This is a genomic window from Exiguobacterium sp. s50 (assembly GCF_018618175.1).
Taxonomy (GTDB): Bacteria; Bacillota; Bacilli; order Exiguobacteriales; family Exiguobacteriaceae; genus Exiguobacterium; species Exiguobacterium chiriqhucha.
In genome coordinates this window covers 44,939-64,098 of sequence record NZ_JACSLP010000009.1, presented here as the reverse complement: position 1 = coordinate 64,098, position 19,160 = coordinate 44,939, and the positions used below count along the sequence as shown (strand labels likewise).

General features: G+C 53.4%; 15 protein-coding genes. 4 read left to right on the top strand and 11 right to left on the bottom strand.

The window, feature by feature from the left end; translation table 11 throughout:
- Positions 1-15: 15 nt before the first annotated feature.
- A complete protein-coding gene (gene mprF, locus KNP68_RS12730; RefSeq protein WP_214756481.1) occupies positions 16-2,514 on the top strand; it encodes a bifunctional lysylphosphatidylglycerol flippase/synthetase MprF in 2,499 nt (832 codons plus the stop codon).
- 43 nt (positions 2,515-2,557) lie between these two features.
- On the opposite strand, the gene KNP68_RS12725 is transcribed toward mprF, so the two are convergent.
- From KNP68_RS12725 to KNP68_RS12705, 5 genes are all read right to left on the bottom strand, one after another.
- Positions 2,558-4,948: a carbohydrate binding domain-containing protein gene (locus tag KNP68_RS12725; protein ID WP_214799792.1), complete on the bottom strand. Its 2,391-nt coding sequence runs from the start codon at positions 4,946-4,948 to the stop codon at positions 2,558-2,560.
- Between the two features lie 242 nt (positions 4,949-5,190).
- Positions 5,191-6,363 carry an IS200/IS605 family element RNA-guided endonuclease TnpB gene (gene tnpB, locus KNP68_RS12720; RefSeq protein ID WP_214799790.1) on the bottom strand — a complete coding sequence of 391 codons (1,173 nt, stop codon included), beginning with the start codon at positions 6,361-6,363 and terminating at the stop codon, positions 5,191-5,193.
- A gap of 138 nt (positions 6,364-6,501) precedes the next feature.
- Positions 6,502-7,074: a DUF1349 domain-containing protein gene (locus tag KNP68_RS12715; RefSeq protein WP_214799788.1), complete on the bottom strand. Its 573-nt coding sequence runs from the start codon at positions 7,072-7,074 to the stop codon at positions 6,502-6,504.
- Entirely contained in the window at positions 7,046-7,588 is a 543-nt protein-coding gene (locus KNP68_RS12710; protein ID WP_214756484.1) for an NUDIX hydrolase, read from the bottom strand. Before KNP68_RS12710 ends, KNP68_RS12715 begins: the two co-directional genes overlap by 29 nt.
- Positions 7,589-7,601: 13 nt before the next feature.
- On the bottom strand, positions 7,602-8,096 hold the full coding sequence (locus tag KNP68_RS12705; RefSeq protein WP_214756485.1) for an LURP-one-related/scramblase family protein: 495 nt from the start codon (positions 8,094-8,096) through the stop codon (positions 7,602-7,604).
- Positions 8,097-8,199: 103 nt separating this feature from the next.
- On the opposite strand from KNP68_RS12705, the gene KNP68_RS12700 reads away from it, so the two are divergent.
- Positions 8,200-8,643 (top strand): hypothetical protein, encoded by a 444-nt coding sequence (locus KNP68_RS12700; protein WP_029596418.1) that lies wholly within the window; start codon positions 8,200-8,202, stop codon positions 8,641-8,643.
- A 56-nt stretch (positions 8,644-8,699) separates the two neighbouring features.
- Here the strand turns inward: KNP68_RS12700 and KNP68_RS12695 are convergent, their stop codons facing one another.
- The 5 genes from KNP68_RS12695 to KNP68_RS12675 all read right to left on the bottom strand — a co-directional run bounded on the left by KNP68_RS12695 (position 8,700) and on the right by KNP68_RS12675 (position 15,407).
- The gene (locus KNP68_RS12695) at positions 8,700-10,067 is read right to left on the bottom strand and encodes an alkaline phosphatase (protein WP_029596419.1); all 1,368 of its coding nucleotides are present in this window, start codon (positions 10,065-10,067) and stop codon (positions 8,700-8,702) included.
- Positions 10,068-10,241: 174 nt separating this feature from the next.
- Entirely contained in the window at positions 10,242-10,892 is a 651-nt protein-coding gene (locus tag KNP68_RS12690; RefSeq protein ID WP_034780360.1) for a FusB/FusC family EF-G-binding protein, read from the bottom strand.
- Between the two features lie 131 nt (positions 10,893-11,023).
- Positions 11,024-11,290 (bottom strand): CD3324 family protein, encoded by a 267-nt coding sequence (locus KNP68_RS12685; RefSeq protein ID WP_214756487.1) that lies wholly within the window; start codon positions 11,288-11,290, stop codon positions 11,024-11,026.
- A gap of 275 nt (positions 11,291-11,565) precedes the next feature.
- Positions 11,566-14,340, bottom strand: a complete 2,775-nt coding sequence (locus KNP68_RS12680; protein ID WP_214799786.1) for a glycoside hydrolase family 3 C-terminal domain-containing protein — start codon at positions 14,338-14,340, stop codon at positions 11,566-11,568.
- On the bottom strand, positions 14,340-15,407 hold the full coding sequence (locus tag KNP68_RS12675) for an alpha/beta hydrolase (protein WP_214799784.1): 1,068 nt from the start codon (positions 15,405-15,407) through the stop codon (positions 14,340-14,342). The genes KNP68_RS12680 and KNP68_RS12675 overlap by 1 nt, the downstream gene beginning before the upstream one ends.
- Before the next feature lie 114 nt (positions 15,408-15,521).
- Here KNP68_RS12675 and KNP68_RS12670 point away from each other — a divergent pair, with 114 nt between their 5' ends.
- Both KNP68_RS12670 and KNP68_RS12665 read left to right on the top strand, forming a co-directional pair.
- Positions 15,522-15,884 (top strand): hypothetical protein, encoded by a 363-nt coding sequence (locus KNP68_RS12670; RefSeq protein WP_214756490.1) that lies wholly within the window; start codon positions 15,522-15,524, stop codon positions 15,882-15,884.
- 109 nt (positions 15,885-15,993) lie between these two features.
- Entirely contained in the window at positions 15,994-17,439 is a 1,446-nt protein-coding gene (locus KNP68_RS12665; protein ID WP_214756491.1) for a DEAD/DEAH box helicase, read from the top strand.
- A 315-nt stretch (positions 17,440-17,754) separates the two neighbouring features.
- Here KNP68_RS12665 and KNP68_RS12660 read toward each other — a convergent pair whose 3' ends face one another.
- Positions 17,755-18,948 (bottom strand): DUF4317 domain-containing protein, encoded by a 1,194-nt coding sequence (locus KNP68_RS12660; protein WP_214756492.1) that lies wholly within the window; start codon positions 18,946-18,948, stop codon positions 17,755-17,757.
- Positions 18,949-19,160 lie beyond the last annotated feature (212 nt).

The following is a 19,160-nucleotide window of genomic DNA, read 5'->3' as shown; positions in this document are numbered from 1 at the left end:
GAAGGAGCACATACGATGCAAAAGCGATTTTCCTGGAAACAACTGAAATGGTTGCTTCCATTCCTATTGATTGGATTGATTCTTTATCAGAGCGGTCAGGAGCTCCAAAACCTGTCGCTCGCCGCGGCGTTTCAAACGTTAGAGGCGTTGACGGGCTTCGAACAGATTGCCTTGATCGGACTCGGACTCGTCGCCGTTTTGACGATGACCGGATACGACTACTTTCTACTGCGCTCGCTCGACGTCCAGCTCCCGCTCTCGAAGCTGCTTCGCGCGGCATGGATCACTAACGCGATGAACGGCATGATCGGGTTTGGCGGCGTCATCGGCATCGCGCTCCGGACATCGCTGTATCGACCGTATACGGATACGAAGCGTTTGCTCCGGGCCATCGGTTGGATGACCCCGACGCTCATCAGCGGCTTGTCGCTGCTTGCCGCAGGAGTGCTCATCGGACTTTTCCCGGCCGGCGTGCTCACCGGAACGAAACAATGGATTTGGCCCGTGCTCCTCGCGACACTCGCCGTCCTGCCGCTCTACATATACGTGACGCGGAAACGCTCGAACTTAGATTGGACGACATTGCTCGGCTATATCGCGACGTCGCTCGCCGAATGGGTGACGGCCGGACTCGTCGCCTTGTATGCCCTGCATTTGCTCGGAGGCGAAGCACCGCTCACAGCCATGATGGGTGTCTTCATCGTCGCGACTATCGTCGGGGTCGTCTCGCTCGTCCCGGGTGGTGTTGGTTCGTTTGATCTATTATACCTCGTCGGGATGACCCAGCTCGGCATCGACCAAGAGATTGTTTTGTCTTCTTTGATCGTCTATCGCTTTGTCTACTTCATCGTCCCGTTCATGATCGGCCTGTTCTTGGCGGCTCTCGTCTTCGGGGACCAGGTCGTCAAACAGATCGAGTATAAGCCGATCATCGGGTCGTCTTATGAAATCGGAACCGTCGTCTGGCGCATCGTGTCGCGCACACTCGCCAAGACCGGACGGCTCGCCGGAAGCCTGATCGCATTGATGACGAGCCTCGTCTTGTGGTTCCAGACGCTGTTACCGAGCGTGTCACCGCTCTATTCGACCGCCCTCTGGTTACAGTGGATTGGCACGCTCGCGCTGTTCACGGCCGGTCTGTTGACGCTACTGACCACGTTCGGGATGTACATTCGGACGAAGCGTGTGCTCTGGCTCGTCGGGGTCGCCTGTGTCGTCGCCGGTATCGGTGTCATCGCGCGCGGCTTCAACCTGTTTGAAGCGTTCGTCGTCGGCGGGTTCGCCCTGTTCGTCTGGTTGACCCGGACCCAGCACAAGCGCTATCGCTCTATCGTGACCGTCAGCCGTTTCGTGCGCAACATCGCCTATGTCGGCCTCTACGTCGGCACGCACGCGTTCCTGCTGCAGTCGTTCAGTCAGACCGACACGATTTTCTTCGACCCGGACGCAGCCGCCGGGTTGAGTATCGCTGCCGTCGTCTTGTCCGGACTGTTGTTGATCGGCATGCTCACCCTGTTCAACCGGTTGAAACGTCCGAAGCTCGGCACGTCGTTCGAACCGTCCCGCTTCGCAGCGTTTCAAGCCACCCATGCGACGACGAGCGCGTTCGATTTGGCCTATATGAACGACAAGCTCGTCTATTATGGCCCGGACGACGAGGCGTGTCTCTTGTTCGCCGTGTCCGGCAATCACGCTATCGTCCTCGGAGATGTGCAAGGCGCGCGAGACGCCGCGTCACACCTTTTGCTCGCCTTTATCGAAGAGACGGATCGCCTCGGCTATATCCCGCTCTTTTATCAAGTCACTCCGGATTGGATGCCGCGCCTGCACGACGCCGGATTCACGTTCTTCAAGCTCGGTGAAGAGGCGACGGTCGACGTCGCCACGTTCTCGCTCACCGGCAAAAAACGCGCCAACATGCGCTCGCTCCATAACCAATTCACGAAGCGGGGCTACACGGCCGATATCGTCATGGACCCGTCGCCCGAGCTGATCGCGTCACTGCGCCGCATCTCGGACGACTGGCTCGGCAATCGAAGCGAGAAAGGCTTCTCGCTCGGGTTCTTTCATGAACAGGCGCTCGCGCACTATCCGCTGGCGCTCCTCCGGGATGAGACGGGTGCCGTCGTCGCCTTCATCACCTTGCTACGGGGCCGCGACACCGTCTCCATCGATTTGATGCGCTCTGGGGCTGACGCTCCGCCCGGCTCGATTGAAGTGCTGATTCTGCACGTGATCGAGTGGGCACGGGCCAACAACTACGCCCATGTCGGCCTCGGCATGGCGCCGCTCGCTTCGGTCGGGGAGCAACCGTTCGCGTACTGGCCGGAGCGGATTGCGGCCGACATCTTCGAGAACATCAGTTACATCTATCCGTTCAGCGGGCTCCGTCAATTCAAACGAAAGTTCACACCGACGTGGGAAGCCAGATATTTGGCCATCCGCAAGCGTCGGAAACTGCTCCCGTCCTTGCTCAGGACGGCACGGTTGATCAGCCGGAAACGAGAATCTTAAAACGTCAAAGAGCGCCTCGCATGCGAGGCGCTCTTGCTTTCGATTATTTTACGGTCACGCTGACGTTGTCGATCGTCACATCGTGCGCGCCGAGCGGCGAGCCTTCCGTGCGGCCGAGCAAGAATTTCATAGCTGTCATGTCTGTCTGGCCCATGACAAACTCGAACTCATACGTGTTCGTCTCAGGAGTAACTTGGACGATTTCGCTCAAGTAACGTGTGTACGCCGCGTTCTCGATCGTCACTTCCATGTTACGGGCTACTGTCGACGAAGCATCGAAGCGCACGACGTACGTTTGACCTGCATGCAACTCGAGACCACCCTGCTCCATGAGCACGCTCCACGGCTCTTGTCCTTCTTGCGTGATTGACAATTGAGCCGCCTCGTTCACCGCTTCGACCGCCGCTTGAGCGTCAAAGTGGATGTACGAGCCCCAATGCGTCAATCCTTCAGTGAATGAACCGTTCTTGAGAGGTGATGGATCAACATCGACCGGTGTCACATCCAGTAATTGCACATCGTCGAGTGTGATTTCACCTTTAGCCGAACCAAGCACGAATTGGAGTTGGCTCAACAAATCCGACTCTTGTTCCATCGTGAACGGGATTTCAATTGATTGGAAGTCGCGCGTCAACGCCACGTCTTGGAGCGGGAGATACGCTTGTCCGTCCAATCCATTCAAGCCGACTTGAAGCGATTTGATGCGTTCCGACTTCGCGTTGAACCGAAGCACGTACTCACGGCCTTCCGTCAATTGAATGCCGTTTTGGACGAGCGTTGCCGGTTGCCCTTTCTTCGCGTTCGTCACGAACTCGAAGTGACGAGCTTCCTCATCAACTGTGCCTGTGCCTTTTGTTGCGCCTGGGTCAAACTGCCAGTACGTCAAGCGGTCCATTGCCCCTTGATCGAACGTGCCGTTATAGACATGGTTGCCGTCTCCGAGCGCCGGTTTCGTCGCGTTCGGGTCGAGCGCTTCACGCGGTGTCTGTTCGACGCGCACGTTCCCGATTTGAACGCCTGCCGTGCTGAGGCCGACGTTGAACTCGAGGCGTGCCGCGAGGTCCGTGTCTTCTGTCATGTCGAACGTCATCGAGTACGTCTGGACGTCGGTCGTCAAATCGAACGAACCTTCATCCGAATATTTGGCGTAACCACGGTCTGGTCCACCGCCGACTTTGACAGCGATTGAGCGGGCCGAGTCGGCACTCGCATCGAACGACACTTTGTAGTGACCGCCTTTGCCGAGTGACACGTTTTGAATCAATTGGTGCGAGTAAGGCTGACTGCCCGCTTGCGTAATCGAGATATCCGCGAAGCGCGAACCAGCTTGCTCAATCACGTCGATGGATCCAGCTCCACCGAAGTCCGGTAGCGCCACATAGTTCCAATTTACAGGGTCAAGTGCCTGCGAACCGTTTGTCACGGTCGTGATTGGCTCTGTGTAGTCTTGATCGTAGACGAGGTTGCCGTCTTCAGAAGGTTGTTTCGCTCCATCCGGAAGCACGATCGTTTCATCCGTATACACCGGTTCGACTGCTTCACGATAGTCGCGGTTCTTCAAATCGAAGACGCGAACGTAATCGACTTTCATATCAGCCGGGAATGGTGTCGTCGCATCGACGTCTCCATCAAACCAGCCGCCGACGGCCAAGTTCATAATCAAATAGAAGTTTTGATCGAACGGTGCCGGATAGCTATATTTCGTCGCTTGGTTCAACCCTTTCGAGTACCAATCGTTTTGAGTCTGATACAATTTCCCGTCAACATACCAACGCAACTCGCCTGGCTCCCACTCGACCGCATATGTATGCCATTTGTCGATGCCGTCGCCTTCTTCGAAGTGGTAGTCTTTGCCGGTATATTTATTGTTCGGCCAGTTCTCGCCGTAATGAATCGTTCCGGCGACCTTGTCAGGCTGACTGCCCCATGATTCCATGATGTCGATTTCGCCAGACGCGGCCCAGGCGCCGTAACGGTCCTGTTCCGGCAACATCCAGAATGCCGGCCATAGCCCTTTGCCGGTCGGGAGCTTCGCACGCATCTCATAACGGCCGTACGTTTGACTGAACTTACCTTTGGTCGTCAACTTCGCTGACGTGTAATCGTATGACCCAAGTTCGTCTGTCACTTGTTCTTTTTTCGCACGGATGACGAGGTTCCCGTCTTCTACGAAAGCGTTTTCGTTTTTGTCCGTGTAAAATTGCTTCTCATTGTTTCCCCACCCCGGTGTGACCGGCGTACCGTCTTGATCCTTCAACCAGTTCCCCGTGTCAAAGTTCCATTTCGTTTGGTCGATTTCTGGTTGGTCAAACTCATCCGACCAGACGAGCTTCCATTTCGTGTTGTCTTTTTTCTCCGGCTTTTCGGCAGATGCGCCTTGTGCGGCAGACAAGACAAGACCAGTCCCGAGTGCAAGTGCGACCCATTTCTTCATTACATTTCCTCCTCTGGCATGAATGAAGGCAGGGACGACGCAATCGACCTTGCCTCTTTTAGTGACGTACAAATTGAAAACGCTTTCCGAAAGCGCTTTCGGTAATGTCGTTATAAATTTTTCCATGCCTCGATTCAACCATTTTCTTAAAGTGAAATGAAAATGACTTGAACTACCCCCACCTACGCTTCGCTTGGGGGTGGAGGATTCCTGAGTGATCCGACCTAACAGTCGAAACCTGATCAGGCTAGCCCCGTCGTCCTGACGGTTGAAGAGGCGAGGATGCGTTCGGCCTCTCGTTTGAGGTTCAGTCCTGCGTTCACATCGCGGTCGTGGTGGGTCCCGCAACCCGGGCATGTCCACTCACGCAGACCGAGATGCTTCACGTCTCTGTGTCGATGGCCGCAACTTGAACAGAGCTGGCTCGAGGCGAAGGTCTTCCCGACCTTCACGACGGTCTTGCCGTACCAGTCCGCCTTGTATGCGAGCATGTGGAAGAACGCCGACCAACTGACCTCGGAGATGGACTTGCTCAACTTGCGGTCCTGCTGCATGTGCTTCACCTGCAGGGTCTCGATGCCGATGACGTCGTGGTTTTTGACGATCTCGGTCGACAGCTTGTGCAGGAAGTCGGTACGTTTGTTCGCGATCTTCTCATGGATGCGGGCGACCTTGCGTTTTTGTTTCTGGTAGTTCTTCGCCTCGGACAGCTTGATGTTCTTGTTCAGGGCGATGAGCTGACGACGGGAGAGTTTTCGTTGCTCGCGCGCCAGTTTCTTCTCGAGCGTGCGAAAATAGCGGTCGTTTTGGTACACCGTGCCGTCGGACAGGACGGCGAAATGCTTCAGTCCGACGTCGACGCCGACGGTTGAGCCGGTCTTTGGCAGTTCGTCGATCTCCTGCTCGACGCACAGGGAGACGAAGTATTTGCCCGTCGCGTTCCGTCGGATCGTGGCGCTGAGGATTCGGCCCTCGACTTGTTTCGAGTTGGCGAACCGGACCCACTTCAACTTCGGCAGCTTAAGCCGGTTGCCGACGATCGACACCTCAGGAAGTTGAGACTTGCCTTGGATGTTCGTCTTATAGGATTGGACGGGGTTCCGTTTCGATTTGAACCGGGGCCGTTCGTTCTGCTTCTTGAAGAAGCGGTCAAACGCTTCGGCGAGGTGTTTGACGCTGGTTTGGACAGATGTACTATCGACCTCCCTCAGCCAGTCGAACTCTTGCTTGAGTACAGGGATTTTTTTCGAACAGGAACCGTAGGACAGTCCTTTTCCTGTCGCCTCGTAGGTCTCTTCCCACTTCGTCAAGAAGTGGTTGAAGACGAAGCGTGAACAACCGATCGTCTTGGCAATCAGAATCTCCTGCTCCGTTGTCGGATAGATCCGGAATTTATACGCTTTATGCTTCAACAAGATGTTCACCTCCCTTAGGTATTTATACCCAAAAGAGAGGTTGGCGATTCATAGCCCACTTTCACTAGGGCTTCGCCCGCGACGTTTAGAAGCGGGAGCATTCTCGCCTAATTTTGATAAAAAGCATCGACTGATGACTCAAGTCGATGCTTCCGTAACGATCCAATCTGAAATCGTGACCGTGAATCCAGGCGCCTCCGGATCCGGACTACAAGCGTACGGTCCAACGCGTAACGTCGACACATCATGGAGATGAGCGATTCGCAACTGTTCACGCGCACCTCCCTCGTATTCGAAGAACACCTCGACATCACCATCGGTATAGACGAGTTCGAACGTCAACCGTCCGTGAATGTCCTTGTTGGGGAAATCACGCGTCGACCAATCCGAATAACCAAAGGACGTGACGACAGCCCCGAGGTGTGACGGTCCGTCCGGGATATACTCGACGGACGTCTTGAGCCAATGGTCGTCGTTGACGTACAGCAGGATGCCGGCTTGATCGTATGTATGGCTCGGCTCCATCTCAATCGTCGCCCGACACGTGAACTGCTTGGCCGACACGCTCTTCACCAAAGCATGTGCGGTCATCCGGTTGAATCCGTAATGGGTGTTCCGCCAAAAGTCCGTGTCTGGTGCCGTCTGGAACGTCAGGCTCTCACCTGCGCTCACTTCATTAGGTTCATTGATCCACGTGTACGGCTGCCACATGATTGATTCCTCCCCACTGGCCTCGCATCGCGAACAACAATGGAATCATCGGTTCGTGATACGGGATGAATTCACCTGAACGGATCATGTCGAGAATCGTCGCCTCATCCGCCCACTTTACGGCCTTCACTTCTGATTCCTGTAACGTCAACTCGTCGAGGTCGACTTCTGCCTCGACAAGATAGATATCATCGAACCCCTCGTCAAAGTTGACCGTCAAATGAGGCCTTGTGTGCGATAAATCGAGTTTCAGCCCGATTTCTTCTTCGAGCTCGCGCATCGCCGCCTGTTGGCTCGTATCGCCGACCGTGGCGCTACCACCGACCGTGATGTCCCACATGTTCGCCCAACCGTCTTTGAACGGTTGGCGCTGCTGAATCAACATCTGTCCGTCCTTATTGAAAATGCAGACGTGGATGACGAGATGATAATCGCCGTTCTCGAGACGGTTGCCCCGCTGCCACGTCCGCCCTGTCTTCTTGCGGTCCACGTCATACACATCCCAAAACTCCATCGTTCCATCCCCTTTATGTCGCCGCGCTCGCACCTGCGGCTTGGTCTGACTTCGCACAATCGATGGCGACGACGATCGAGATGAGCATGTGCTCCATCGTCTCGTCCATCACTTGAATCTCGTAACTATCGCCCCATGACAACCATTTCTTTTGGACGCTGCCGATGACTTGGCCGTTCTGCATCACTTGGAAGTCCATGTCCCACCAGTTGCCTTGCACATCGATTCCGACCGCATCAATCGTATAACGCGGTTTGAATAACGTAAACTCTTTCGAAATCGTGACCGTCTCTTGGCCTTCCACATCGACATAGAACTTCGGCAAGAAACTGAACGTCTTTTTCGTGATCGTCGTAATCTCATGGCCGTCTTTGTCCGAGATTGTGAACGATTTCGGCAGCTTCATAAAGCTCCCTTCAACGAAGTACAAATCGTTCTCATCCGCATCTTTGATCGTGAAACGTCCGCGCAGGCTGAAAACCTTTTGTTTCATGTAGAGCGTGTTCATCGTCATCCCTCCGATTTGGTCGTGATACCATGTATACGAGTATTTACCCAACTATGGTTCAGTTCATTGTATTTTTCTGTGCTGATCGTTGATAGGAGTTTTTATGAACAGTCAAGTTTCAATCGAAGTGGATCTCGACTCTTTAATTTATGAGACACATATCATCGGCAATATTGCCTTCGTCATCGATGCTTATGCTTATTTCCCGGGACAAGGATGGTCTGATTTCGTCGCCGTCGTCTTGAACTGGTGGATTGCTAATGCCCGCGCCCTCTTATTCGCCCCATTGCATGAGACATACTCGTTTCAATTCATGGACGGCCCGATCCGGATAGCCACTAAAAAGGTGACCGCCACAGAAGTTGAGCTCACCTTTGTAGAAGATGGTCATGCTAAGACGCCTATGGGGACTGTATCGCTTGAGGAATTGAAAGATGCCCTCATCAAAGCGACACGTCAGTTCATCAATGCCGTGGATCGACTCGGCTGGAGAAACGAGGACGTCGAGACGTTGCGACACGCAATCAAAGTGCTACATACAAGCTAAATCTAACCAAAAAGACGACGCGGCAACTGTCCGCGTCGTCTATAAATCCGATTTTATTATTTGATTTTCCCACGATTTTCTAACAGCTCAAAAATGTGAGCAGCTTGATCCGTGTTATCGATCATGCCCGTGAACTGCTCTTTTTGAGGACCGTACGCATAGACCGGCACGTCGTCCCCAGTGTGACCGTCCGTCGTCCAACCCGTTCCTGAGCGGACGTCGAAGATTTTTTCAATCGCATTGTCAATCTTCGTCACGTCTTTTGTCTCGGCAGCTTGCTGGACCGATTTGATTTCCGCATCCGTCAAGTCGAGGTCGATCCATTCGTTCAAGACGGCTTCGACGTCTTTTCCTGACTCGATTTGTTTCGCCATGAAGTCCGGCGTGCGTTTCGCGGCTTGGATTGGAGCCGCATCCCAGTTATAGTTGCCGCCCGAGCCAATCGAGAAGCCGCCGGTCGAATGGTCCGCCGTGACGATGACCAACGTCTCTCCGTTCTCTTTCGCGAACTCCTCGACTTTCTTGAACGCATTCTCGAAGTCTTTCATCTCACTCATCGCGCCGACAACATCGTTGTCATGACCGGCCCAGTCGATTTGACTGCCTTCGACCATCAAGAAGAATCCATCTTCGTCGTCCTCTAAGCGGTCGAGCGCCGACATCGTCATGTCCGCCAGGCTCGGTTGGCTGTCGTCCCGGTCGATCATCTTATCGAGTCCGACCTCGGCGAATAGACCGAGCACTTGTTGATTGTCATCCTGCTTCATCTCGTCCGCCGATTTTACATAGCTATATCCATCTTGTTGGAACTGTTTCGCGATATTGCGGTCCGAGCGTTCGAAGAAGTCGGTTCCGCCGCCCAACATGACGTCGATTTTATGTTCCCCATTAATCAACTCATCATAATAATCGTTAGCGATGGCGTTCTCACTCTTGCGCTCTTCTTCGTGGGCACCGTACGAGGCCGGTGTCGCATGCGTGATTTCAGACGTTGCGACGATTCCCGTCGACATGCCGTTCTCTTTTGCCTGCTCGAGGACGGTTTTCACATCCGTCTTATCGTTATCGACTGCGATGGCATTGTTATACGTCTTCACCCCGGCGCTCATCGCCGTGGCCGCTGCCGCTGAGTCCGTCACGTTCTCTTCTTCATCTTCAGGATATGTCGACTGTAATCCGACCAAGTGAGGGTCGAATGCCGTCTGTGGCATATCTGCCCCTTCTGTATCGTTCATATAGCGGAGTGCCGTCGTATATGGCACACCCATCCCGTCACCAATCATAAAGATGACGTTTTTCGCCTTGCCGTTCTTTCCTTCTTTCGCCTGTACTTCGTCCTCGTTTTGTTGCATCCCAATCAACCCACCAAATGCAAGTGTCGACACGACCGCCAATGGAATCACTTTTTTCATCGATTTCTTCATTTCCTTAGTCCCTCCCGAATATGTACTGCGTTTCTAGACTTTTGTAGACTAAAGGAAATTTGTTAAGAAGCTTTTTCAACACCGAGTCAATCCTGTATATGTTTTGTAAAGACAACAAAGTGCGCTTGGTTTTAAGCTCCACAAAAAAGAATCGACGCATGGTCGATTCTCCGTTTACTCTTTCAACGCCGTTTCGACGAACGTCATCAAGGCGTCAAGATTCGTCATGTTCTCGTTGCATGAGGCACTGTCTGTACAAATATACGTCCCAATCGCTTTATAATAGTCAGGATTTTTAGCTTGTTTTGCTTTTGTGATGGTGACACAATACGAGACTTCTGCCAACTGATTACAGAAAGCGCAAATATTTTTCTTCGCATTTGAGCTGGCCTTAAGCTCGATCCCAATCAGCTGATGATTCTTTTCGCAAAGGATATATTTCCGATTGGAACGCAGGTCGTTCCAGCTCATGTAGGACATACGATTCACATTAAGTTCCGCTGCGTCTGGAAGTCTTAGTTTTTTCTGTTTGGGAAACATTTTTTTCACTTGCTGTTCCGACACTTGCGGAAACGACCGGACGTGAGGTCTTAACTCATCTATAAACCCATCATAGGCTTCGTCGGTTTGTAACTTTGATACATCCAACATGGCAAGCTGAGCTGATGTCGCTTCAGGAAACAGAAAAGCAATTTTGGCATTGGCCAAATCAATGACGGCTTGTAACACGGAAGACGGTAAACTTTTCTTTCGACTATCTCGAATCGTCTCGACTTGTTCTCGAATGTAATTAAATTGGTGGTTTTCAATAAATCGCTCTAGCATGTTCAGTCATCCTTTCTCCATCCTGACTTCTTTTAGTGTAAAGGATTTTACAAGACAAGATTGCACCGACTTCAAGTTAGAACTGTTTTATACAAAAACGGCACAGTCGCAACTATGCGACGTGCCGTTGATTAATTTGAAGAGTAAACGATTTTTCGAATGGTCGTGACAGCCAAATGATAGTCAGCCGCCAACTGGTCAACCCGAGTCCCCTTCGCATAGGATGTTCGAATCGCTTCATTCCGCTGTTCAAGCAGCTGTTTGCCACCACTGACTGTTCCCCAGCGCTTCTTTTCTTGACCGGTCCGGGGGACGTAAAGCGTTTCCCCTTGGACGTATCGTTGAACTTCCTGAAGCAACTTCTCCGGAAGAATCTGTTGCGCATTTACGTACTTCATATCTGCTCGCTCCTTATAGAAAATCCGACAATAAGGAAGCAAAGCCATTGTTGTAAAAGATTACCTAGCGATCAAATAAACCGTTCTGCCCCATGCAAACGATCGCCCTTGTGACAACTGGCTTTGCATGAGTGATTGAAGACTTAGAAAATCTCAAACGATTTTCCACGTATATGCGCCCCCCTTTCCAATCACAAGATGTTGACCTCATTATACAAAATATCTCGTGATGTTTGAAAGACAGGCGAACATATACGATGAAGAGCTCTTGTTGGTCATCCGTTTTTCATGCTGAACGAGTCGACGAGCGTGAACGTGATGTCTTTCACGTCGAGACCGCCGAGTGCGAAGTAGAGCTGCAAGTAGTTGTGCTGGTTCAAGAAGAACACTTGCTTCGTCTGCGTCACCCATTCCCCGTCCGTCCCGTTGAACGTGAACGTCGGGCCCGGGATGTTGTTGGCGAACAACGTGACCGGCATCTGGGCAAGTTCACCCGCGTCCGATTTCGCCGTAATCGTCACGTCGTACGTGCCCGTCTCATCGACCGAGACGGCAAAGACGTGCGTATTCCCTGTCGATGTGTCGGCGTCACTCAGGCTGACAGCTTCACCGCTCTCAAGGTGGCGATACGTCACATCGAAGTCGATAGCCTGTCCGGCTTCCTCGTCGAGACCGATCACCTCGACCGTGCCGTCGTGAATGCCGAGCTCGCGTTCCATCGCCGGTGACTGTAAGACGAAACGGCAGATGTTCGCCGCGCTCCGGAGCAGTTCACCACGCGTCAATGTCCCAGCAGCGAGTGCCGCGCCCGTGTTGTCATCGAACGAGTTCGTGTCCGGACGGTCGACGACCATATACAAGTCGTTTTGCGACTGAACCATCGCCGCCGTGTTCTGACGGTTCGCCGGCTCGTCTTCATGGTGGTTCACTTTCGCCCACCAGTCGGTCATGACGATGCCTTCAAAGCCCCACTCGTCACGGAGGATGCGCGTGTTCTGGTCATACAATCCGGCCGTCCAGACGCCGTTGACGGCGCCATACGTCGTCATGATTGATGTGGCCTTGCCTTCTTTGACGGCCATCTCGAACCCTTTCAAGTAAATCTCACGCAGCGCCCGCTCCGAGACGATGGAGTCGATATCGTGACGGTGCGCCTCTTGGTTGTTGGCGCTGAAGTGCTTGAGCGTTCCTGTCACACCGACGCGATGCATCCCGTTCAATTGGGCGATCGCCATCTTGCCGGTCACGTGCGGGTCTTCCGAGAAGTACTCGAAGTTCCGGCCGTTGAGCGGGTTGCGGTGAATGTTCATCCCAGGTCCGAGGAGCGTATCGACGCGATTTTTCCGCATCTCGAGTCCAGTCATCTCGAACAGGTCTTCCACCAATTGGACGTTGAACGTCGAAGCGAGGAGCGTCCCGTTCGGAAGGGCGAACGCCTTCGTCCCGATGTCCATCCGGATGCCGGACGGACCGTCCGCGCAACATGCCGCTGGAATGCCGAACTCGTTCAAGCGGTCCGATACGCCACCGAACGCGGCGGCCGTCCCCGGCGTCACACGCGGCGAGTTCATCCCTTGTCCCCGGACGATGCAGGCGAGATCCTCATCCGTCAATTGATCGAGGAACGCATCGAGCTCGACCTTGCCCGCATAAACGTCCTTCAGTGTAAAGCCGTTGTCACCGGCGTAGTCGCGCGTGACCGGACGTTCGGCGAGGTAGCGCGCCTCGACATCGACCGCTCGGAGCGGCGTCGGCACGTACTCGACCAAATAACCATGCTCGCCGACGACCGGCTTGATCCGGTCGAACGGAGTGACCGGGGCCATGTTCTCACTAAGCGTCTCGACGACTTGTTGGGCATTTACTTCATACGCGAACACCGGTTGGGCCGAACGAACGTCGGTCCCGAGGTGAAGCGTGTAAGTGCCGGCCTCGAGAACAAAGCTTGATGCGTGCCCGGTCGCCCCGTTGTCGTCATAGCTCGCAAAGTCCGTGACCGGGACGCTGAGCGTGAGCGTCTCCTGCGCGCCTGGTGTGAGTAAGCCCGTTTTCTTGAAGGCGACGAGTGCGCGGGCCGGGTTGCCAAGCACGCCTTGTGGCTTCTCGACGTAGAGCTGGGCGACTTCTTTCCCGTCCACGTCACCGGTGTTCATGACATCGACCGACACGTCGATGACGCCGTCCTGTTCGCTCGCGCTCACGACGTCGGTCGTGAACGTCGTGTATGACAAGCCGAAGCCGAACGGATAGAGCACCGCGTCCTTGGCGAACGTCTCGAAATAGCGGTAGCCGACATAGATGTCTTCTTGATAGATCCCTTTGTCGGCATGTCCGAAGTTTTTCGTCGACGGATAGTCCTCAATCGATTTGGCAATCGTATCGGTCAACTTCCCAGATGGCGTGACCGCGCCCGTCAACACGTCGACGAGTCCGGTTCCACCCTCCAGTCCGCCTTGCCACGCATAGAGGATCGCGCTCGGTTGATACGCCCAGTCCATGTCGATGATATTGCCGACGTTCAAGATGACCGCTGTCTTCGTGAACGTCTTCGATACTTTCTCAATCAACGCCCGTTCGATGTCCGTCAGCAAGTAACTGCCCGGGTCGGCCGTATTGTCCCGGTCTTCCCCCGCTGTGCGCCCGATAAAGATGAGGGCCACGTCCGACTGCTCCGCCGCTTCTTTGACGAGTTCATCCGTCACCGCCATCTCAGGCTGTGACCACGGTTCGCCGGCCCAGCCGACGCCTTGGTCGAACGGGTTCGCCTCGACCCACGTCTCGTACGTCTTGAGAAGCGAGTCGTTCAACTGAATCCCTTCTGTCGCCTGAAGCGCCTCGAGCGGACTCGTCACGTGCGAGACGTTGACCATCCCACCTGAACCCGTGCCGCTCTTATAGTAGTTGAATTGACTCCGTCCGAAGACAGAGACGGTCGTCCCATGTTGGAGCGGAAGCGTCGCCTGCTCGTTCTTTAACAGGACGGCCCCTTCCGCGACGGCTGTCCGTGCCAATTGTTTATATGTATCCCAGTTCAATGTGTAAGTTTTCATCATGTCATCTCCTTCATTCCGTTTGCGATTTCGGTCATGCAGTCTTCGGCTTGCGGGAAGTCGCCGAGCTTGTCCATAAAGGCGTGGTCCATCCCGCAGTATTGAATCAATCGTGTCTTCACACCGGCGCGCGCCAGTTTCCGTGCATACGCCTCGCCTTCAAGGCGCAGATAGTCGTACTCGGCCGTGATGAGGAGCGCTGGCGGAAGACCCGCCACATCCTCAGCGAACAACGGGGAGACGAGCGGGTCGGTCAGCTCGGTCTTGCCTTGTAAGTACACATGGTTGAGCAAACCGTCCGAATCACCGAGCGCCATGATGACGCCACGAATCAAGTCGTGGTGTTGCTTGATCTCATAGTCGTCGAGTCTCCATTCATAATCGTCTGTCGGGATCGATCCTAGATTGACGACCGGATAGACGAGCGCTTGATAGTGAATCCGATTCAACCCTTTCGAGCGCTCGAGCAGACAACAGGCCGTCGCCAAGTTCCCACCGGCACTGTCGCCCGCGACCGCGAGGCGATCCTGCAACACGTTCAATTCGTCGGCCTGCTCGTATACCCATTCGACCGCCTGATAACAGTCGTTCAATCCGGCCGGAAACGGATGCTCCGGCGCGAGCCGGTAGTCGACCGAGACGACGAGGGCGTTCGCTTTCTCCGCCAGTAACTTACACGGGTTCTCGACCGTATCGAGCGTCCCGCCGAAGAACCCGCCGCCGTGGAAGAATACGATGGCCGGTAACGCCTCTTCCGTGCGCGGCCGATACAGGCGTGCCGGGATGTCACCGTCAGCGCTCGGAATCATGACGTGGTCTGTCGTGATGTCCATCGTCGTCACATCCCGGTTCGGCCAGCCCATGCTGGCACGGGCAGACGCCAAGTCGAATGACGTCTCTGGCTCGGCTGCGGCATAGCCCTTGATGACGGCCAACACGCGCGGGTCCAAATCCCCGCTGACATCCGAATCGGGAATCGGTTTGATGATTGTCTCGATGCCGTCATTTAAGACGATGTTTCTCATTTGGCCCAGTGTTGTGACGAGCATATCCTGCTTATTTTCCATGATTCATCTTCACCCTCTCTTATACCCATATATAAATATTACAAGGTGGTAGTTGCACCCACCTTCTACCCATGCTACGTTTGAACGTAGATGAGTTAAGGAGCGTGTTCTGTAATGTCTCAATGTGTACGTTGTCAAAAAAATCGTGAATGTGTTCAAACTGATGAATTTGGTCACTTCGGCGATCCAGTTAAATCGTATTGTGCCGAATGTTTCGTTCATGAGGTGAAATCCGGTTTTCACCGGTACGAAATCGGTGAGTGTACGGCTTGCCAGCAATCCCTTGTTCTACAATATGATGATGAAGAAACGTTTTCGCTCGCCCAAGAAGAAGGTTTGGTCCATTACGTCTGTCCGGAACTTAAGGCAGCTTTTCTTCAACAAAACGAAACGGATATTGAACGATTGTGGGATTCACACGATGAACTCATTTTGTATATCATCCAGCCTAATCCGATGGAGCCGGACTTTGGCTGAACCACTTCGATTCGCTTTCTTTCATGGATTCGGTCTATAATGGACTGTATTCAAATATGCTATTGAAATTTTCTAAAGCAGAAGTTTTCACTAAAGAATGAGGTTAACTATGAGTAAACAACAATTTTCTGACTATCGCCTAAGCGAAGATATCCAACGCGCACTAGGCATCATGAAATACGAATCACCGACCGAAGTCCAACAGAAAGTCATCCCGCTCGCACTTGAGCGCAAAGACTTGGTCGTCAAAGCCCAAACCGGCAGCGGGAAGACGGCAGCGTTCGGGATTCCGGTAACGGAACTCATCGAATGGGAAGAGAACAAGCCGCAAGTGCTGATTCTCACACCGACGCGCGAACTCGCCGTCCAAGTCCGTGAGGATATGACGAACATTGGTCGTTTCAAACGCATCAAGGCGACTGCCGTCTACGGGAAAGAACCGTTCTCGAAACAACGTGAAGAATTGAAGCAGAAGACGCACATCGTCGTCGGGACACCGGGACGCGTCATGGACCACATCGAACGGGAGACGCTCGTCCTCGATAAAATCGATTACTTGATTATCGATGAGGCCGACGAGATGTTGAACCGTGGCTTCCTCGCTGACGTCGAGGCGATTCTTCAAGAATTGCCACGCGAGCGCGTGACGATGGTATTCTCGGCGACGTTTCCGAACGACATCGAGCGCTTGTGCCAAAAGCACATGAACGAACCAGTCCGTGTCGCCATCGAATCGAGCGGTGTCACCGCCTCGACGATCGAGCACCGTCTGATTGAAGTTCATCGCGAAGACAAGCTCGCCGTGCTGAAAGATGTGACGGTCGTCGAGAATCCGGACAGCTGCCTCATCTTCTGCCGGACGAAAGAACATGTCGACACGGTGTACAGCAAACTCGACCAAGCCGGTTACTCGTGCGAACGCCTCCACGGCGGCCTCGAGCAAGAAGACCGCTTCGCCGTCATGGAAGGCTTCAAGATGGGGAACTTCCGCTATCTCGTCGCGACCGATGTCGCAGCACGTGGGATTGACGTCGATAACGTCAACCTCGTCATCAACTATGACGTGCCGATGGAAAAAGAGAGCTACGTGCACCGGACCGGCCGCACAGGCCGTGCCGGCAACGCCGGAAAAGCGATCACGCTCGCGACGCCTCATGAAGGCAAGTTCGTTCGCGCCATCGAAGCGTTCATCAAGTTCGACATCCCGGAGATGGATGCCCCGACCGAAACTCAAGTCGCGCGCAACCAAGCCGCGTTCGAAGAGAAGTTGAGCGGACGACGCGTCGTTCGCAACAACAAGACGGCCCGCATCAACCAAGACATCATGAAGCTTCACTTCAGCGGCGGGAAGAAGAAGAAACTCCGCGCCATCGACTTCGTCGGTACGATCGCCAAAATCCCTGGTGTGACGGCAGACGATATCGGCATCATCACAATCAACGATCAGATGACGTACGTCGACATTTTGAACGGAAAAGGTTCACTCGTCCTTCAGGCGATGGAATCGACACCGATCAAAGGCAAGAAGTTGAAAGTGAGCAAGGCAAAAAAATAATCATCACTCCAACCTCAACACCTCTCCACGCGGAGCCGGGTTGAGGTTTTTTTGTTGTACCCACCCATACCGAAAGCGCTTTCGATAAGTTTTAAAAAAATAAGGCTCACCGAGAGAACGCTTTCAAGAGCATCATACCGATAACCGTTCCGAAATTCAACCATCCTCACGTGATTGACAAAAAAAGGCTCAGACAATTGTCTGAACCTCGGTCTTCTAGCTGAAGAAAAGCAAGCTTATCCTCTGATGGCTCGACTGGATGACAGCAATCGCCGCCATCCTAACGGGTACACGCTCTTCCCCATCCGCTTCGCGTCAGTCCAACAGTTCTTCCGAAATCAATTTGAACCCTTCGATTTCCGTGTCTTCTTCTAGTTCGATTAACAAGCAGCGCTTCCCTTTCACGTTCACTTGTCTCACATACTTCAAGTCTTGCGGACTAATCGAGATATTGGCCACTTTTGTATTGATTTTAATCGACTTTGACGTGTATTTGGGGACGACGCTACTCGCCTTCATCTCATATTGACGGTCGTCGACGACTTGTTGGAACGCCTGCTCGACCTTCTCAGTCGTCACGTCCTCGATCCCGCTCGCTTTCAACACGATTTCGACGGTGCGGGCGTCAATCATCGGAACGCTCTCGTCCTCATCCTCACGCTCTGCTTCGGCCAGGATCATCTGGTTGATTTCATCGTAGACGGTAGCGAGCGTCCCGACGTTCACTTCTTCACCGATGACGGTTTTGACGACCTCCTCGAACATCGCCTTCTCTTCGACCGCCGTCACAATCTCGGTCCCGTTCAAGACGTTCTCGATGAAGCCGAAGTCCGGTTGATGTGCCTTCTGGGCCGCATATAAGATGTGGTTGACGTCGGCCGCATTGTCCGTGAAGCATGGGAACAAGAAACCACCAATCGGGGCGTCGAGCTTGATGACCGGATTGATGAAGATATTCGACTTGAACTCCCGCTCGATATAGTCGAACACGAGCGACTGTTTCGGGAGCTCGGTCTGATTGATGCTGCATAGGATGAATCGTGACGTCCATACCTCGTCACGCATATCGATTTCTGTCTCTTCAGAATGACGACGCGTCGGCTTATTGTATTTGAAGCGAATGAACGTGACGACCATATCTTTCTCAAACGGTGCCTCCTGGACCATCTTGAGCGCGATCCGCTGCATCATACCGGCCCACTCTTCGATGTCGTCGGTCCGAAGCGCCTCATAGAGCAACGTCTGCGTATGATCGGCCTGCCCGGTTTCAGGGTGCTGGAACTTCACTTCGAATAGCTTCTCGTCGATTTTGCCGCCGAGCACTTTCTTGAAGTTGGCGAGGAACAGTTCTTGGTGCTCCTGCTCGACAAACGGGAACGAGCGTAACTCCTCGTAAAAAATCTCGTTGCTGTCTTGGCGAATATAAATATTATAAATGTCAGCGATTTTGACCGCTTCCGCATTCAACTTGAAATGCTTGCGGATCGCCGCGATGTCTTTTTGATTCATTCATCCCAACTCCTTCGTCCTTTACTACAAACCGCCTTCATTATACCAATAGTTGGTGCCTGCGCGTATGCCAGTAGTGCTAAAGCCGGGACGTCTGATGTCATGTATCATGTCCCTGACCTCAACTTTTATAATCTTTGGATTCATTTTTTGTAAATTTGCGTATTTCTCACTTCCTTGCCATGTATAGTCGATGTGCATCGTGCGTTTAC

Bases quoted from the DNA above. Each gene is read 5' to 3' on its own strand.
- mprF (WP_214756481.1), top strand. From the start codon at position 16: ATGCAAAAGCGATTTTCCTGGAAACAACTGAAATGGTTGCTTCCATTC.
- KNP68_RS12725 (WP_214799792.1), bottom strand. From the start codon at position 4,948: ATGAAGAAATGGGTCGCACTTGCACTCGGGACTGGTCTTGTCTTGTCT.
- KNP68_RS12715 (WP_214799788.1), bottom strand. From the start codon at position 7,074: ATGTGGCAGCCGTACACGTGGATCAATGAACCTAATGAAGTGAGCGCA.
- KNP68_RS12710 (WP_214756484.1), bottom strand. From the start codon at position 7,588: ATGGAGTTTTGGGATGTGTATGACGTGGACCGCAAGAAGACAGGGCGG.
- KNP68_RS12705 (WP_214756485.1), bottom strand. From the start codon at position 8,096: ATGAACACGCTCTACATGAAACAAAAGGTTTTCAGCCTGCGCGGACGT.
- KNP68_RS12700 (WP_029596418.1), top strand. From the start codon at position 8,200: ATGAACAGTCAAGTTTCAATCGAAGTGGATCTCGACTCTTTAATTTAT.
- KNP68_RS12695 (WP_029596419.1), bottom strand. From the start codon at position 10,067: ATGAAGAAATCGATGAAAAAAGTGATTCCATTGGCGGTCGTGTCGACA.
- KNP68_RS12690 (WP_034780360.1), bottom strand. From the start codon at position 10,892: ATGCTAGAGCGATTTATTGAAAACCACCAATTTAATTACATTCGAGAA.
- KNP68_RS12685 (WP_214756487.1), bottom strand. From the start codon at position 11,290: ATGAAGTACGTAAATGCGCAACAGATTCTTCCGGAGAAGTTGCTTCAG.
- KNP68_RS12680 (WP_214799786.1), bottom strand. From the start codon at position 14,340: ATGAAAACTTACACATTGAACTGGGATACATATAAACAATTGGCACGG.
- KNP68_RS12675 (WP_214799784.1), bottom strand. From the start codon at position 15,407: ATGGAAAATAAGCAGGATATGCTCGTCACAACACTGGGCCAAATGAGA.
- KNP68_RS12670 (WP_214756490.1), top strand. From the start codon at position 15,522: ATGTCTCAATGTGTACGTTGTCAAAAAAATCGTGAATGTGTTCAAACT.
- KNP68_RS12665 (WP_214756491.1), top strand. From the start codon at position 15,994: ATGAGTAAACAACAATTTTCTGACTATCGCCTAAGCGAAGATATCCAA.
- KNP68_RS12660 (WP_214756492.1), bottom strand. From the start codon at position 18,948: ATGAATCAAAAAGACATCGCGGCGATCCGCAAGCATTTCAAGTTGAAT.